General features: G+C 71.2%; 16 protein-coding genes and 1 riboswitch. Of the genes, 4 read left to right on the top strand and 12 right to left on the bottom strand.

Going from position 1 to position 15,050, the window contains the following annotated elements; translation table 11 throughout:
* Positions 1-10 precede the first annotated feature (10 nt).
* The 7 genes from C2868_RS14170 to C2868_RS14140 all read right to left on the bottom strand — a co-directional run bounded on the left by C2868_RS14170 (position 11) and on the right by C2868_RS14140 (position 6,181).
* The gene (locus tag C2868_RS14170; protein WP_100812762.1) at positions 11-523 is read right to left on the bottom strand and encodes an NUDIX domain-containing protein; all 513 of its coding nucleotides are present in this window, start codon (positions 521-523) and stop codon (positions 11-13) included.
* An 11-nt stretch (positions 524-534) separates the two neighbouring features.
* Entirely contained in the window at positions 535-1,374 is an 840-nt protein-coding gene (locus C2868_RS14165; protein WP_100812761.1) for an NAD(P)-dependent oxidoreductase, read from the bottom strand.
* The gene (locus C2868_RS14160; protein WP_100812760.1) at positions 1,371-2,168 is read right to left on the bottom strand and encodes an enoyl-CoA hydratase/isomerase family protein; all 798 of its coding nucleotides are present in this window, start codon (positions 2,166-2,168) and stop codon (positions 1,371-1,373) included. The genes C2868_RS14165 and C2868_RS14160 overlap by 4 nt, the downstream gene beginning before the upstream one ends.
* 173 nt (positions 2,169-2,341) lie before the next feature.
* The gene (locus tag C2868_RS14155) at positions 2,342-3,103 is read right to left on the bottom strand and encodes an SDR family NAD(P)-dependent oxidoreductase (RefSeq protein ID WP_100812862.1); all 762 of its coding nucleotides are present in this window, start codon (positions 3,101-3,103) and stop codon (positions 2,342-2,344) included.
* 108 nt (positions 3,104-3,211) lie between these two features.
* Entirely contained in the window at positions 3,212-4,027 is an 816-nt protein-coding gene (locus C2868_RS14150; RefSeq protein ID WP_100812759.1) for an energy-coupling factor transporter transmembrane protein EcfT, read from the bottom strand.
* Positions 4,024-5,538 (bottom strand): ABC transporter ATP-binding protein, encoded by a 1,515-nt coding sequence (locus tag C2868_RS14145; RefSeq protein ID WP_232711386.1) that lies wholly within the window; start codon positions 5,536-5,538, stop codon positions 4,024-4,026. Before C2868_RS14145 ends, C2868_RS14150 begins: the two co-directional genes overlap by 4 nt.
* Before the next feature lies 1 nt (position 5,539).
* Positions 5,540-6,181 carry an ECF transporter S component gene (locus tag C2868_RS14140; protein ID WP_100812758.1) on the bottom strand — a complete coding sequence of 214 codons (642 nt, stop codon included), beginning with the start codon at positions 6,179-6,181 and terminating at the stop codon, positions 5,540-5,542.
* A riboswitch (TPP riboswitch) is annotated at positions 6,174-6,282 on the bottom strand. (Overlaps the previous gene by 8 nt.)
* Positions 6,283-6,313: 31 nt before the next feature.
* Between C2868_RS14140 and C2868_RS14135 the strand changes: the two genes are divergently transcribed.
* A complete protein-coding gene (locus C2868_RS14135; protein ID WP_103663502.1) occupies positions 6,314-7,840 on the top strand; it encodes a D-alanyl-D-alanine carboxypeptidase family protein in 1,527 nt (508 codons plus the stop codon).
* A gap of 45 nt (positions 7,841-7,885) precedes the next feature.
* Here C2868_RS14135 and C2868_RS14130 read toward each other — a convergent pair whose 3' ends face one another.
* The 4 genes from C2868_RS14130 to C2868_RS14115 form a co-directional block, all read right to left on the bottom strand.
* On the bottom strand, positions 7,886-8,836 hold the full coding sequence (locus tag C2868_RS14130) for a J domain-containing protein (RefSeq protein ID WP_100812756.1): 951 nt from the start codon (positions 8,834-8,836) through the stop codon (positions 7,886-7,888).
* A 67-nt stretch (positions 8,837-8,903) separates the two neighbouring features.
* Positions 8,904-9,434, bottom strand: a complete 531-nt coding sequence (locus C2868_RS14125) for a hypothetical protein (RefSeq protein WP_100812755.1) — start codon at positions 9,432-9,434, stop codon at positions 8,904-8,906.
* Complete coding sequence (locus C2868_RS14120) at positions 9,431-10,318, bottom strand: LssY C-terminal domain-containing protein (RefSeq protein ID WP_100812754.1); 888 nt, start codon at positions 10,316-10,318, stop codon at positions 9,431-9,433. The genes C2868_RS14125 and C2868_RS14120 overlap by 4 nt, the downstream gene beginning before the upstream one ends.
* A 54-nt stretch (positions 10,319-10,372) precedes the next feature.
* Positions 10,373-11,440, bottom strand: a complete 1,068-nt coding sequence (locus C2868_RS14115) for an enoyl-CoA hydratase/isomerase family protein (protein ID WP_100812753.1) — start codon at positions 11,438-11,440, stop codon at positions 10,373-10,375.
* Positions 11,441-11,536: 96 nt separating this feature from the next.
* Between C2868_RS14115 and C2868_RS14110 the strand changes: the two genes are divergently transcribed.
* Both C2868_RS14110 and C2868_RS14105 read left to right on the top strand, forming a co-directional pair.
* A complete protein-coding gene (locus C2868_RS14110) occupies positions 11,537-12,871 on the top strand; it encodes an ABC transporter ATP-binding protein (RefSeq protein ID WP_100812752.1) in 1,335 nt (444 codons plus the stop codon).
* Positions 12,868-13,689, top strand: a complete 822-nt coding sequence (locus C2868_RS14105) for an ABC transporter permease (protein WP_100812751.1) — start codon at positions 12,868-12,870, stop codon at positions 13,687-13,689. The genes C2868_RS14110 and C2868_RS14105 overlap by 4 nt, the downstream gene beginning before the upstream one ends.
* Positions 13,690-13,713: 24 nt before the next feature.
* Here C2868_RS14105 and C2868_RS14100 read toward each other — a convergent pair whose 3' ends face one another.
* Entirely contained in the window at positions 13,714-14,103 is a 390-nt protein-coding gene (locus C2868_RS14100; RefSeq protein WP_100812750.1) for a hypothetical protein, read from the bottom strand.
* Positions 14,104-14,210: 107 nt separating this feature from the next.
* On the opposite strand from C2868_RS14100, the gene cofE reads away from it, so the two are divergent.
* Positions 14,211-14,966, top strand: coding sequence for a coenzyme F420-0:L-glutamate ligase (gene cofE, locus C2868_RS14095; protein WP_100812749.1), 756 nt, complete (start codon positions 14,211-14,213; stop codon positions 14,964-14,966).
* Positions 14,967-15,050: the final 84 nt, after the last annotated feature.

Genomic DNA, 15,050 nt, shown 5'->3' with positions numbered 1-15,050 from the left:
CGCGCGACCCTCAGCGCTCGCCCGACACGTCCCCGAGGTGACGGGTCAGGGCCTCGAGGGCGGGTCGCTGGCCGCGCACCAGGAGCGATGCCGCGGCCGCCGCATCGGTCCACCGCGCGTCGTCGACCTCCGGGAACTCGACCGTGCGGCCGGAGCGCGGCGGCCACTCGAGCTCGAAGGTCCCGTAGCTGAACGCCTCCGGCGCGAAGTCCGCACCGTCCCCCACGAAGACGGTGATGCGCTTGCCGGAGGCGTACGGGAACGTCCCGAGTTCGGCGTATGCGACGTCGGGAGCCTCGACGCCGAGCTCTTCGCGGAACTCGCGTCGCGCGGCATCGAGGGCGGACTCCGCATCCGGATCGAACTCGCCCTTGGGGATGGTCCACGCACCGTCGGTCTTCTTCGCCCAGTAAGGCCCGCCCATGTGCGCGATCAGGACCTCGAACGACGGCACGTCACCGTGCGACATCCGCTCGTCGCCGGTGATCCGGTACAGCAGGATGCCGGCGCTCATCACGGGCATGCGTGGCCGACTCAGTCGAGGAAGATGTCGGGGAAGAGCCGATCATCCGGCGTGCCGGGAACCGCGGCATAGCCCGAGAAGTCGGTGACCCCGCTCTCTTCGAGCACGTCCTCGACGATCAGCGAACGGCCCGAGTTCTCGCGCGAGGGCGCCGTGAGCACGAGGTACGCGGCGTCGGCATAGATCTCGGGGATCCGGCTCGCGGCCATCACCCGATCGCCGCCGAGCAGGTTCTGCACCGCGGCCGTCGCGATCGTCGTGCGCGGCCACAGCGTGTTCGCCGCGATGCCGTCGGCCGCGAATTCCGCGGCCAGACCCAGCGTGACCATCGTCATCCCGAACTTCGACAGCGTGTAACCGGTGTGCGCGCCGAGCCAGCGCGGCGAGGGGTTGAGCGGCGGCGACAGCGACAGGATGTGCGGGTTGCTGCTTTCGCGGAGCAGGGGAACCGCCGCACGCGAGAGCATGAAGGTGCCCCGGACGTTGACGTCCTGCATGAGGTCGTACCTCTTCGGCGACAGGTCGAGAGAGCCCGACAGGTCGATCGCGCTGGCGTTGTTCACGACGATGTCGATGCCGCCGAACTCGCCCGTCGTCTTCAACACGGCCTCGGTGATGTCGTCGTCGGTGCGGACGTCGCCGACGATCGCGAGCGCGTGCCCCCCAGCCTCGCGAATGCGCTCCGCGGCCGAATGCACCGTGCCCTCGAGATTCGGATGCGGGGTGTCGGTCTTGGCGAGAAGGGCGACGTTGGCGCCATCCGCTGCGGCGCGAAGGGCGATCGCGAGCCCGATTCCGCGACTGCCGCCCGACATCAGGATGGTCTTGCCGGCGAGGGTGCGGTCGGTCATGAGGTCTCCTTCGGAGCTGCGGGGCGTGCTGACGGACGGACGGATGCCGCGGCGAACGCGGCGACGCGGGCTCGGGCATCGGGGGTGTCGAACGCGGCGCCGATCGTGCGCGCCTCGTCCGCGAGGTTCTCGGCGAACGACCGCCGGGCGCCCGCTCGCACCAGTCGCTTGGCCTGCCCGAACGCCGCGGTCGCGCCGCCCAGCCAGAACCGGGCGATCTCTTCGCCGCGGGCCGCCGGGTCTGCGGCGACCTCCGTCACGAGGCCCCACTCGAGCGCCGTCGCGGCATCGATCGTGAGGTCGGCAAGCAGCATCCGCAGGGCCCGCGTCTGGCCGACGGCCGCCGGGAGCAGGGTCGACACCGAAAGGTCGGGGGTCAGACCGATATTGGCGTACTTGCTGACGAACCGGGCGCCCTCGCCGGCGACGATGTAATCGGCCGTCAGCATGAGTCCGAGCCCGCCGCCCGCGACGGCGCCCTGCACGATCGCGACGACCGGCTTGTCGGACTCGACGAACGCGCGGATGCCCTCGTGGATCGTTTGGGCGGCTGCGGTCACGTCGGCACCGGCGGCGCCCGAGGTCGCCATCTCGACGACGTCTCCCCCGGCGCAGAAGGCCGGGCCCGCGGCATCCAGGATCACGGCACCGACCGTCGGGTCGGCGGTGATCTCGCGCGCGAGGTCGCGCCAGCGGGTGCCCATCTCGAACCCCATCGCGTTGAGCGACGCGGGACGGTTCAGGGTCAGCCGCGCGAGCGCGCCGTCGCGGGCGTAGCGGATCGAATCACTCATGGACGGGTCCTCCCCCGATTCGTGGGTACGCCTCCCGGTTGATGCGTGCACAGCGTCGCATGGGTCGATGAACGGCGGGGCGCGCACCGAGACGATCCGCGGGTCCCACCCGGTGCGGTGCCGGATAGGCGACGGTGTGCACAGCGCGTCCACGCCTCTGCCGCGTCTGGCACTCATCTGGGCGCCATCCGGATCGCGCCGTCGAGGCGGATCGTCTCGCCGTTGAGGTAGCCGTTGTCGACGATGTGCGCCACCAGGGCCGCGAACTCGTCGGGTCGCCCCAGGCGGGGCGGGAACGGAACCTGTGCGCCGAGCGAGTCCTGCGCCGCCTGCGGCAACCCGTGCAGCATCGGGGTCTCCATGATGCCCGGGGCGATCGTGCAGATCCGGATGCCGTAGCGGGCGAGCTCGCGCGCGATCGGCAGCGTCATCGCGTGCACCCCGCCCTTGCTCGCGGAGTAGGCCGGCTGCCCGATCTGGCCGTCGAAAGCGGCGACGCTCGCCGTCGTGACGATGACACCACGTGCGCCCGAAGCATCCGGTTCCGTTGCGATCATCGCCGCGGCGGACTGCGCGATGACGTTGTAGGTGCCGACGAGGTTGACGCGCACCGTGCGTTCGAAGTCCTCGAGGGGCGTGGGGTTTCCGTCCCGGTCGAGCAGCTTCGCGGCCGTCGCGATCCCGGCGCACGCCACGACGACCCGCAACGGGGCGAGAGCGGATGCCTCGGCCACAGCGGCCCGCACGTCGGAGACGCTCGTGACGTCCGCGGCGGCGAAGACACCACCGAGTTCGGCCGCCACCTCGACGCCGCGCGACGTCGGGAGGTCCACGATCGTGACGAGCGCACCATCGGCGGCCAGGCGCCGTGCGGTGGCAAGACCCAGCCCGCTCGCCCCGCCCGTGACGAGGGCTCCCGCTCTTTCGGCCTGCATGCGCTCCCCTTCGAACGACGCCATGCGTCCGCATCCGGACGCCCTGAGATCCGGTCCCACTTTACGCGACACGGGGTCCCCGCCACCCGTCCGTCCCCGCGGCGCGGGTCAGGCGGGGCCGAGGATGAAGTTCCAGCTGCCCGTCGCCACCGCGACCGAGATCGCCGTCGCCGAGATGGCGGCACCGGCGGTCACGAGCACCCACTCGGGCGCACCCCACCGCGACGGGCGGGCCCAGGTGCGGGGCACGGGGTGACCGTCGGCGTCGACGATCCGGCCCCCGAAACCGCGCGCCTCCATCGCCGTCGCGAGCTTCGACCCGCGCCGGATCGACAGGACGAACAGCGCGAACGCCATGCCGAGGGTGCGCCGCACCCGCCCGGCATCGGCGACGCCGCGGGCGCGGCGAGCGAGCGCCAGCGCGCGCCAGTCGTCGCCGAGCAGTCCGAGCAGACGCATCCCGGCGAGCGCGCCGAGCACGAAGCGCGCGGGCAGGTGCACGAGCTGCGCGAGTCCGTCGGCGAGGTCCGTCGGATCGACCGTGACGAAGAGCACCACCCCGGGCAGAGCGATCGCGAGCACGCGGAAGAACGTCGCGAGGGCCAGTTCGAGCGATCCGTCGCTCACACGCACGAACAGCCACTCGAAGTAGACGGCCCCGGATGGCGCACCGTACAGGGCGATCGTCAGCGCCGTGAGCGGAGCGGCGATCCAGACGGGCAGCGTCCGCAGCCAGAACTCGCGCCAGCGCAGACCCGACAGGGCGAAGAGCACCAGCTCCAGGAGCAGTGCCGTGGCCGCCGAGACTGCGTCGATCGTCAGCACCAGCGGAACGGCGATCAGCAAGGCCGCGGCGAGCTTCGCCACCGGGTTGATGGTCGCGATCGGTCCCGTGCGCACGCGGGACGCGACCGGCGCGCTCATGCCGTCCCTCGCAGATCGAAGCGACGGGCGTGCAGCGCATCGAGAACCCCGGGGTCGTGGGTGACGACGACCACGGCCGTGCCCTCGTCGCGCAGCTCGGCGATGATCGCGACGAGCTCGGCCCAGGTCACGGCATCCTGACCGAACGTCGGTTCGTCGAGCACGATGACCCGCGGGCGCGTCGCCAGCGTGGCCGCGACCGTCAGCCGCCGCTTCTCGCCACCGGACAGCGTGTACGGGTTCGCGTCGGCCAGCCGATCGAGCCGCAGTCGCACGAGCAGATCGTCGACCCGGCGCGCGATCTCGTCGTCGGGTAGACCGAGGGAACGAGGCCCGATCTCGAGCTCGCCGCGCACCGTGGTCGCGAGCAGCTGGTGCTCGGGCTCTTGGAAGACCGCGCCGATCCGGGTCAGCAGCGCGCGCGACGACCACTTCAGCGGATCGCGCTGAGCAGAATCGGCGAGGGCGCGGGATGCCTCGACTCGGCCGCCCACGGCGGGCAGCAGGCCCGCCAGGGTCAGCGCGAGGGTGGACTTGCCGGCACCGTTCGACCCGGTGATGCCGAGCACCTCCCCCGAGCGCACGTCGAGGCTCACGGGTCCGGCCACGGGCACGCCCTTCACGCGCCCGGCCGTCAGATCGCGCGCCTCGAGCACGGCGGGGCCCGGGGCGAGCACGGGAGGTGCGGGATGTCGCGGAGGGATGCCGGGAACCCAGACGCCACCCGCGGCCAGACGTGGCCCGAGGGCACCCAACACATCGTCGGGCGCGCCATCCGCTATCACCCCGACCCCGCCGGAACCCTCGCGGTCGTCCTCGGACCCGGACCGCTCGCCGAGCACGATGACGCGCTCGACGAGCGGCAACCACACATCGATCCGGTGCTCGACGATGACGAGCGTCGCGCCGGTCCGCTCGGCGACTCGCGTGACCGCGTCGCGCACCTCGCGGACACCCTCGGGGTCGAGGTTGGCCGTCGGCTCGTCGAGCAGGATGAGTCCCGGGCGCATGGCGAGCACCCCCGCGAGCGCGAGGCGCTGCTTCTGCCCGCCCGACAGTTGCGAGGTGGACCGATCGAGCGGCACATCCAGGCCCACCGCGTCGAGCGACTCGCGTACCCTGCGCCAGATCTCTTCGCGCGGGATGCCGAGGTTCTCGGCGCCGAACGCCACATCGTCCCCCACGCGCGCGAGGATCGCCTGACTGTCGGGGTCTTGCAGGACGAGCCCGGCCCTCCCCGCGGCGCGAGCCGCGGGGAGGGTGTCGATCGTGAGCTCACCGCGCGACTCGCCCTCGTCGTCGCCCCCGAGCACCCCGGCGAGCGCGTGCAACAGCGTGGACTTGCCCGCCCCGGATGCGCCCAGCAGCAGGACGCGCTCACCGGGCTCGATGCGGAACGAGGCATCCGTCACCGCCCATCCGAGACGCGAGGCGAAGCGCCAGCCCCAGCCCCGCGCCTCGACCGCCGCGGGGCGGAGGGGGGCGACGGATGCGATCGAAGGATCGACCACGTCAGACGCGCCGCGTGACCTCGCGTCCCGAAGCGAAGCGCCCGAGGGCACCGGTCGCCGCGAGGCCGCGCGCCACGAACCAGGCGCCGGCACCCGCGATCACGGCGCCCGAGATCGTCGTGGCCGCGATGTAGACGAGCGTGAAGGTCGTGTCGGCACCCGCGTACCAGAGGATGCGGTCGTTGATGCCGCAGGCGAGGCCCGCACCGGCACCGGCGAGGATCGCGACCGGCAGGCGCCAGACGGCGTAGGCGAAGAGGAGGAAGACGATCTCGGCACCGAGTCCCTGCACGAGGCCCGAGGCGATCGTCAGCGGACCCCACTGGTTGCCGACGAGGGCCGAGATCACGGCCGCGAGCAGCTCGGTGTAGAGCGCGGCACCCGGCTTGCGGATGATGAGCGCGCCCAGCACGCCGGCGATGAGCCACGGGCCGGCGAGCAGGCCCTGCAGCCCGGGAAGCAGGGGCGAGAGGATCGAGCTCGGCCCCTCGTAGCCGATGTTCCAGACGAGGAAGATCGCGGCGGACGCGACACCGATGACGCTGGCGACGACGATGTCGACGACCCTCCAGCGCCAGGTGATGGCAGAGAATCCGCGGCGCCCGGTGGTGGCGGGGGCAGATGTGGACGTGGACGTACTCATGAGTGCTCCTTCCTGCGCTGGCATGACCCAGATCAGGTTCGACGGTCGAAGCGTGTTCGCTTCCTCTCAGCCCGGCACACCGGACTCCCGTGGTTGACGGGATGAGTATAGCTGTCGCGGTACCGTAGGCGAATGACCTCGAACGACCCGCCTGAGCCCGTGCTCACCCGGCGGGCCCGACGTCGCCGTGAGACGGGCGCGACTCCGGTGCTCGATGAATCCCGGGCGGCGACGGCCTCGGCACCGCCCCTCGCCCCCGCGGTCCCAGAGCCCGCGGCCGCGCCCATTCCGACCCCGACCCCGACGCCGACGCCGACGCCGACGCCGACGGAGGTTCCCACGACCACCCGCGCGCTCGCGTGGGTTCGCGAAGACGGCACCTCCACCGTGCCGCAGCCCGAGGTGCCGCCGCAGACCGAGCTCGTCGAACGGTGGCCGAGGCGCTCGCCGCTCCGCCCGGGTGTGCTCGTCCCGCTCGGCAGCGTCCTGGGGCTGGTCGCCGTCTACGCGATCGCCATGCTCGTCTGGCCGCTGTATGCCGTCGCGCCGCGCGTCGACGCCGTCGAGCTGCAGACGGTGGCGGGTGCTCCCGCCACCCCCGCGTGGCCCGCAGAGGGTTCCGCCGCCCTCGCCGTCGAGGGGCTGGGCACGACCGCCGCCAGCGCGGATGCAGCCGTTCCGATGGCCAGCATCACCAAGGTCATCACCGCGCTCGTGGTTCTCGACGCACTCCCCCTCGCGGTGGGCGAGTCGGGGCCCGAGTACGCATTCACCCGCGCGGATCGCACGAACTACCGCAACACGCTCGCGGCGGACGAGTCCGCGCTCGATGTTCCGGTCGGCGGCACGCTCACGGAGTACCAGCTCCTGCAGGGCATGCTGATCGGTTCGGCCGGAAACTATGCGGACAAGCTCGTGGACGGCCTGTACCCCTCGGACGCGGTCTACGCGCGTGCCGCCATGCAGTGGCTCACGCAGCACGGGTTGGCGGGCATCACCGTCGTCGACTCGTCGGGCATCAGCCCGCGCAACACCGCGACGCCCGCGGCTCTCGTCGGCCTCGCCCGCCGCGCCCTCGCGAATCCCGTCATCGCCGAGATCGTCGCGCAGCAGTCGGTCGAGCTGCCCGGGGCGGGTCTGGTCGAGAACACCAACGCCCTGCTGGGCGAGCCCGGCATGGTCGGCATCAAGACGGGACTGCTCTTCGGTGACTACAACGTCCTGGCCGCGCGCGACATCACGATCGGCGAGACGACGGTGCGGGCTTACACCTCCGTGCTCGGGCAGCCCGACGGCGAGACGCGATTCGCCCTCGCGCGCGACCTCCTGAACGGACTCGACGCGCAGCTCGCACCCACGATCGCCCTGCCCGCGGGCACGGTGGTCGGCACGGTATCGACACTGTGGTCGGATCCCGTCGACATCGTGACCGCGACGGATGGATCGGTCATCCTCTGGAACGGATCGCCCTCGTCGGCCGCCGCGAACCTGTCGCTCGGCGATGATCGCGCGAGCGGCGCATCCGCGGGCACCGTGAGCGTCTCCGGACCGGTCGATGAGGTCGAGGTCGAGGCGCTGCTCGCGGACGAGGTCGCCGGGCCGAGCTTCTGGTGGCGGCTCACGCATCCGCTTCAGCTGTTCGGTCTCGTCGCCGGCTGAGCGATAGGCCGAGCTGTCGACACAGGTGACGGAGCGTCGATCGGCTCAGACGAAGCGCACGGTCTGCTGCAGCCGCGTGCGGACGTCGAAGACCTCGTTGCCGCCCATGTCCCGCGCGCCGGGGATACCGCGGCGCAGCACCGTCGCGAGAGCGACCCGGCCGCACACGACGACCGGCAGACCCCGCACACGGCCGACGTCGAGAATCGCCTGTGGCAGATCGTCATCCGGCAGCACGACGATCGCCCCGCTGAACCGCACGCCCGCGGCGCGCGACACGACCCGCATCCGGCCGATCAGGTCGCCGATCGGCGCACCCGCGACGTCCTCGCCCTGCAACTCGCCGCGGCGGAGCGAGACGGGTCCCCCGAAGTCTTCGGAGAGCACCCCGTAGAGACCGCTCGGCCCGAGAACGATGTGGTCGAGCTTCGCGTCGGGGTCATCGCCCCGGCGACCCGAAGCGGCGACGTCGTGCCACACCGCGAACCCCATCCCGAGGTCCGCGACGACGCGGGCGGTGGCCTCTTCGGCGAGCGCATCCGCCAGCAGGCGGCGGATCTCGTGCGGTGCCGACCGCACCAGGGCCGGCGCGTAGGGGTCTTCGAGGGGGATGCCGCGGCCGACCCATTCGCGCATCAGGGTGAGGTAGCGCTCGCGTCGCCAGCCACCGGGCTGCCCGTGGCTGCGGGCCCGGGGCCGCGTGTCAGCGCTCGCCCGCGCCGGACGCCACCCGGACGGATCGTCGTCGGTGCCCGCGCCGGGATCGGGCGCATGGTTCGTGAAGCCGTGCCCGCGGTCGTATGCCTCACGCGCGGCCGGTGTGCCCACGAGATCCCACGCGCGCTGCACCCGACCGAAGGATGCCGCATCACCGCCGGTGTCGGGATGCGTCGCGCGCAGTCGCTGGCGGTAGGCCCGCCGGAGCTGCTCGTCATCGACATCCGGTTCGACGCCGAGCACGCCGTAGGCAGACGTCGAGAGGGGACTGTCGAACACCGCACTGCCTCCTCCGCCGCCGAACGGGCGGACTCCAGGCTAACGCCCGGACCCTGGGAGGGGCCGCTCAGCGCCGCTGCTTTCGCCGCGCGTATGCCGCCGCCTGCCTGCTCGAGAGCGCGAGCAGCACGAGGATGTCGAGGCTCAGCGTGACGAGAGTCGTCTCGACCCGGATGTCTTGGCCACCGACCCACCAGGTCGTGAACGCCGCCGAGATCGACACGACGGCGTACAGCATGACGAGAACGCGCGCCCAGTTGTGTCCCCGGTAGATCAGCACCGCCAGCACACCCTCGAGAAACGTCGCGACGCCCCCGACCGCCAGGATCAGAGCGAGCCCGATGGTCTTGGCGTCTTCCGTCAGCTTCACGTCCTCGCCGAGCTCGACCTCGACGCTGTGCGCGATGTCACCCCAGTTGAGGGCCAGTGCCGCGAGCCACAGGAAGCCCGCGACGACCCGCAACATGACCAGACCGGCTCCGGCGCTGATGGCGGCGGGACGGGGCATGTTCGGGTCGTACCCGACCGGGCGGACGAGGTCCCCCGGGGATTCGAATGCGGGGCGCTTCTCGGGGGTCCTTCCGGCGGATCCGGTCACGAGGCGCTCCCCTCTGTGAGAACGGCGCGCTCCGCGACGACGGAACGCGTGTCGGTCGGGATCGGGACACCCGAGACATCCACGATCGGCAGATCACCGTCGGTGCGGATGCTGTCGCCTCCGCCATTGCGTGCGTGGTAGCCGCTCGAGAAGTCCTTGATGACGTCGATGCGGATCGCGGGCTCGGCCGCCACGAGGGTCTGGATGATGTGGTCGCGCTCGATATCGGTGTCCGCGTCGATGCGGTGCGTGACCTGCAGGGTGAAGAGCGACAGCCCGACGGCGGTGTCGAAGGTGCCCGCGGCGAGCCACTCGACGCGGGCTCCGCCCGGCAGCAGCCATCCCTCCGGGCATTTCCAGAAACGCACGTGATGCCGCTGCGCGGGGTTGCCGTCGACCTCCTGCTGATAGGCGAAGTCCTGCTGACGGCTGAACAGGAACAGGGGGCTCACCGGCGCCTCGTCGTAGCTGCGACGTCTCAGCGTCGACGTGATGATGCGCCATGACGAGGCGAGGGTGACCGGGTCGGCGCGTCGCCAGCCCGCGACCTCGAGCGCAGCCTCGATCTCTTCCGCGGTTCCGCGGAAGGCCAGGTTGACCGGATCGCCGAGCAGCCCGTCGCTCGTGCGGGTGCGGCCGATGAAGTAGTCGGGAACGTAGATCGTAGTCAGGATGCGGTGCAATCGCGGCAGCACGAGGTAGGCGAGCACGACCCAGAACACGACGGCGAACGGGATGCCCCACCATCCGACCCGGAACGTCTCGGTGAACCCGAGGTAGGCGAGCCAGATCGCGGCGAGGCCCGCGAAGACGAAGAAGAACCAATCGAGCACCACGCCCACCGAGTAGCGGCGTCTGTGGCGCGGGGGCTCCGACCGTTCCATAGGGTCACTCTAGGGACACGGCGCCCGAGCGTCCGGACGCACGCCCGGATGTCGTCAGGCCCAGAGCGGCACCTCGGGTCGGAAGGCGAACGCCTGAGCCGCGACATCCGGCGGCAGCTCGGCGAGCGAGGCGGGTCGCCAGTGCGGTGCCCCGTCCTTGTCGATCAGGCGCGCACGGACCCCCTCGGGCAGGTCCGGTTGGGTGTGGGCGAACCACATCGCCAGCCCGTACTCACGCTCGAGCGACGCGCGCAGGTCGGGATCGGAGCGGGCCGCGCGGACCGAGGCGAGCGTGACCGTCAACGCGGTCGGCGAGAGCGTCTCGAGCAGTTCGGCGGTGGCGGATGCCTCGGGCTCGGGCCGCTCGCGGAGTGCCGCGATGATCCCCGCGACGTCGTCGGCCGCGAACGCCGGGTCGATCCAGGCCCGGTGCCGTGCCAGCGTGGACGGCTCGGGCGACTCGTCGAAGAGCATCGCGACCTCGGTCGCGCCGCCCGGATCGGCACGCGACTCGAGCGCCTCGCGCACGGCATCCAGGCGTTCCGAGGGAACCAGCAGGTCGGCGAACCCGGCATCGATCGCATCCGCCGCCGACATCGAGCCGCCCGTCAGGGCGAGGTACTCGCCCAGCCGCCCCGGGGCGCGAGCCAGCAACCAGGTGCCCCCGACATCCGGGGTGAAACCGATGCGCGTCTCGGGCATCGCGAGCGCCGAGCGCTCCGTCACGATGCGCACGGCGGCGTGCCCAGCGAGTCCGATTCCGCCGCCCATCGTCACCCCGTCCGCGAAGACCACGATCGGCTTCGGATACTCCGCGATGGCCGCGTTGAGCGCATACTCCTCGCGGAAGAACGACCCGGCACCCTCGGCGTTGCCCGACATGATGCTCTCGGCCAGACCCCGCACGTCACCCCCGGCGCACAGCCCGCGATCTCCCGCGCCCTCGAGCAGGATGCGCTCGACATCCGGCTCGGCCCGCCACGCCTCGAGCGCATCGCGCAGGCCGCGCACCATCCCCAGGTCGAGCGCGTTGAGAGCCTCGGGGCGCTGCAACACGAGGCGACCGACGCCGCGGGTGAAGCTGGCTGAGACACGCGAGGACTCGATCGACAGCGTTCGCATGTCCCGACCGTACCGCCGGTTCCCCTGCGTGGGTCCGCTCTCACGCCCCAAAATCGGTCAAGATGAGGGGTACGGCGTCCGAGAGAGAGGTACGGCATGCCCCAAGGCGAGGTTCTGGAGTTCACCGGAGTCAACAAACTATTCGGTGCGGTCGCGGCCGTTCAGGACTTTTCGGCGCGCGTCGAACCGGGGGTCGTCACGGGATTCCTCGGTCCGAACGGTGCCGGAAAGACCACGACCCTGCGCATCCTGCTCGGGCTCGTTCGCGCGACCAGCGGTCGGGCGACGATCGGCGGCACCTCGTACGCGGATCTCGCGTCTCCCCTGCGCTCGGTCGGGGCCGCGCTCGAGGCCGCGAGCTTCCACCCCGGTCGATCGGCCGCCAACCACCTGAAGGTCTACGCGCAGGCCGCGCGCCTGCCGCGCTCGCGTGTCGACCAGGTACTCACCACCGTGGGGCTGGCGGATGTCGCGGGCCGGCGCGTCGGCGGCTACTCGCTCGGTATGCGTCAACGCCTGGGGCTCGCCTTCGCCCTGCTCGGCGACCCCGGCGTGCTCGTGCTCGACGAGCCGACGAACGGGCTGGATCCCGAGGGCATCATCTGGATGCGCGGGCTGCTGCGCGAACTCGCCCGCCAGGGACGCACCGTCCTGGTGTCGTCCCACCTGCTCACCGAGGTGCAGCAGACGGCCGACCGCCTGTTGATCATCTCTCACGGATCGCTCGTCTTCGAGGGGTCGGTCGAGGATCTCGCCGAACCCGCCGAACAGGCCGTGGTCGTTGATTCTCCCGACCGACAGGGTCTCGCCGCAGCGCTCACGGCGGCCGGCGTCACCTACGAGAACCTGCGCACCGGGGTCTCGGTGCGCGGCGCCGACCCCGCCGACATCGGTGCCATCGCTCTCGCGGCGGGCGTCGTCCTCTCGGGGCTTCAGAAGCGAGGCCCCTCGCTGGAAGAGGTCTTCCTCGAGCTGGTCAACGGGTCCCGCGTGCACCCGACCGCCGCGGCATCCCTCACGTCCGCACCGTTGGTCCCCGCTCCGGCCGCAGCATCGGTCGTGGCGGAGGATTCGACGGAAGGCACCGGCGAGGAAGCACCCGGGGCCGGGGAACCAGCGGCTACCGAGGAACCAGTGTCCGAGGAATCCCCCGCCGTCACGGCCGACCCGGCGGCGGAAGGATCCGCCGCCGCCGACCCGACTTCCCGGACCGGTGACGGGATCTCCCCCGTCGACGTCGACATCGACATCGACGCGGACGACGAAGCCGAAGAACCGCGCCCGACCTACGCACCCGTCTCGTCGTTCGCGGTCGCCGCGACGGGCATCATCGAGGTCGTGCCCCGTGCGGACGACGTCGGAGAAGAGAGCATCGGCGACGATGCTCACGAACGTCCCCGGGAAGACGACGACAGCGAGGAGCGATCGTGAGCCTTGTCGCCGCAACCCGGTCCGAGACCACCAAGGTGTTCTCGACGACCGCCTGGTGGATCCTCGCCATCGTCCTCGTCGTGTACGTGGGCAGCACGGCCGCCGGCCTCGCTTTCGTTTTCGGCGCTTCGGCATCCGGCGACCTGCCGACCAGCGCGGGCACGCCACCCATCCCCGCCGACGGTCTCGCCTCGGTGCTGTACAGCATCGGCGGCTCGGTCGGCTACGTCTTCCCGCTGCTCATCGGCACCCTGATGGTGACCAGCGAGTTCCGCCACCAGACCCTCACCCCCACCTTCCTGGCGACGCCCAAGCGCGGCACCGTGCTGTGGGCGAAGCTCGTCGCGGGCATCCTGATCGGCGCGATGTACGGCGCCCTCGCCGTCGTGTCGGCCGTAGCACCCGCCGCGGGTCTGCTCGCGGGCCTCGGACTGGACACCGCCCTCGGCTCGAGCGACACCTGGGCGCTGTTCGGGCGGTCCCTCCTCGCCCTGATGCTGTGGACGCTGATCGGTATCGGCGTCGGCACGCTCGTGCGCAACCAGGTCGTGGCGATCGTGCTCGTCCTGGCCTTCACCCAGTTCGTGGAGCCGCTGCTCCGGGTCGCGGGCAGTCTTGTGGATTGGATCTCCGAGGTCACGCGATTCCTGCCCGGCGCGGCGAGCGATGCTCTGATCGGCGCGAGCATCTACAACATGATGGGCGCGGGAGGCGGGAACAGCCTCGAGTGGTGGCATGGGGGACTCGTCCTGCTGGCGTACGCCCTGGTCCTGCTGCTGATCGGGCACATCGCCAGCTGGACCCGCGACGTCACCTGATCCGTCCGGACGGGCGGGCGACGGTCAGGATGCGGCGTCAGCCGACGCCGCGTCGTCCGTCTGCCCGTCGAGGCGCAGGGCGCGAACGAGCTCGAGGCCGTGGCGCGTCGTGACGAGCAGCCGTTCGTAGTCCTCGTGACCCTCGAGGTCGATGACGACGCTCGGCCGACGGCCGCGGATGACGGCGAAGTCGAGGCCGGTCCCGGACTTCCACGTTCCGATGGCCATCACGCTCGGCACGGTCGTCGCGGGGCTCGGAACCCCGCGGAGCCAGATCCACGCATCGTCCGTGAGCATGACCTTCGCGATCTGCTCGCGCTGCACCTGGATATTCCCGCGCCGGAATGCGAGCGCCCGCTCGATCGGTGACAGCACGACCTCGAGACGTTCCGAGTCGAGAAGCAGGGTCACCATTCCCCTAGTCTGCCAGCGGGCGTGCGCGGTCGAGAAACGCTTTGCTCACAGTGCGGCAACGATCGACCCCGTGCCCGCAGCGGGGCGCCGCGGCGTAGAGTCGAATCGTGCTTCAGATCTGGGCCCTCACCGGCATCCCCGAGATCACCGCGGGTACGGATCTGGTCTCCGTGATCGCGGATACCGCCGCCGGCTCGCTTCAGGATGGCGACATCCTCGTGGTCACGTCGAAGATCGTGTCGAAAGCCGAGGGCCGCTTCGTCCCTGCGCAGGATCGAGAGCAGGCGATCACCGACGAGACGGTTCGCGTGGTCGCCGCGCGGACACATGGCGAACACACGACGCGCATCGTCGAGAACCGCCTCGGTATCGTCTCGGCGGCGGCGGGGGTCGATGCCAGCAACACCCCAGAGGGCACCGTGCTGCTGCTCCCCGAAGATCCCGATGCCTCGGCTCGGAGACTCGCGGAGGGATTGCGTGCGCTCTTGGGTGTCAGCATCGGAGTGCTCGTCTCGGATACCCTCGGGCGCGCGTGGAGAGAGGGACAGACGGACAGCGCGATCGGGGCCGCGGGCGTGCGCGTCTTCGAAGACCTCCGCGGCCACACCGATGCGCAGGGTCGTCCGCTCACGGTGACCCTGCCCTGCGTCGCCGACGAGATGGCGAGCGCCGCAGATCTCGTCAAAGGCAAGGCCACGGGCAATCCCGTCGCCGTCGTCCGCGGCCGAGGGGATCTCGTCGGGCCGCTCGACCTGCCCGGCGCCCGCTCGATCGTGCGCGTCCCCGAGAAGGACATGTTCTCCAGGGGGAGCGAAGAAGCCTACGCAGATGGCTTCGCCGCGGGCTTCGCCTCCCGCCCATGAATGCCCGCCCACTGCAGGCTGGCGAGGTCGAGAGGGTGTGACTCATCGCGACGGACCGCTGGACCACGACGGGCCCGATCCCGA

It is taken from the genome of Microbacterium sp. CJ77, assembly GCF_002911615.1.
Lineage (GTDB): Bacteria > Actinomycetota > Actinomycetes > Actinomycetales > Microbacteriaceae > Microbacterium.
Note: the sequence above shows the minus strand (reverse complement) of the source record. Positions and strands in the feature narration are given on the sequence as shown.

Coding starts and splice junctions, on each gene's coding strand:
- C2868_RS14170 (WP_100812762.1), bottom strand. CDS start 523: ATGCCCGTGATGAGCGCCGGCATCCTGCTGTACCGGATCACCGGCGAC.
- C2868_RS14165 (WP_100812761.1), bottom strand. CDS start 1,374: ATGACCGACCGCACCCTCGCCGGCAAGACCATCCTGATGTCGGGCGGC.
- C2868_RS14160 (WP_100812760.1), bottom strand. CDS start 2,168: ATGAGTGATTCGATCCGCTACGCCCGCGACGGCGCGCTCGCGCGGCTG.
- C2868_RS14155 (WP_100812862.1), bottom strand. CDS start 3,103: ATGCAGGCCGAAAGAGCGGGAGCCCTCGTCACGGGCGGGGCGAGCGGG.
- C2868_RS14150 (WP_100812759.1), bottom strand. CDS start 4,027: ATGAGCGCGCCGGTCGCGTCCCGCGTGCGCACGGGACCGATCGCGACC.
- C2868_RS14140 (WP_100812758.1), bottom strand. CDS start 6,181: ATGAGTACGTCCACGTCCACATCTGCCCCCGCCACCACCGGGCGCCGC.
- C2868_RS14135 (WP_103663502.1), top strand. CDS start 6,314: ATGACCTCGAACGACCCGCCTGAGCCCGTGCTCACCCGGCGGGCCCGA.
- C2868_RS14120 (WP_100812754.1), bottom strand. CDS start 10,318: ATGGAACGGTCGGAGCCCCCGCGCCACAGACGCCGCTACTCGGTGGGC.
- C2868_RS14115 (WP_100812753.1), bottom strand. CDS start 11,440: ATGCGAACGCTGTCGATCGAGTCCTCGCGTGTCTCAGCCAGCTTCACC.
- C2868_RS14110 (WP_100812752.1), top strand. CDS start 11,537: ATGCCCCAAGGCGAGGTTCTGGAGTTCACCGGAGTCAACAAACTATTC.
- C2868_RS14100 (WP_100812750.1), bottom strand. CDS start 14,103: ATGGTGACCCTGCTTCTCGACTCGGAACGTCTCGAGGTCGTGCTGTCA.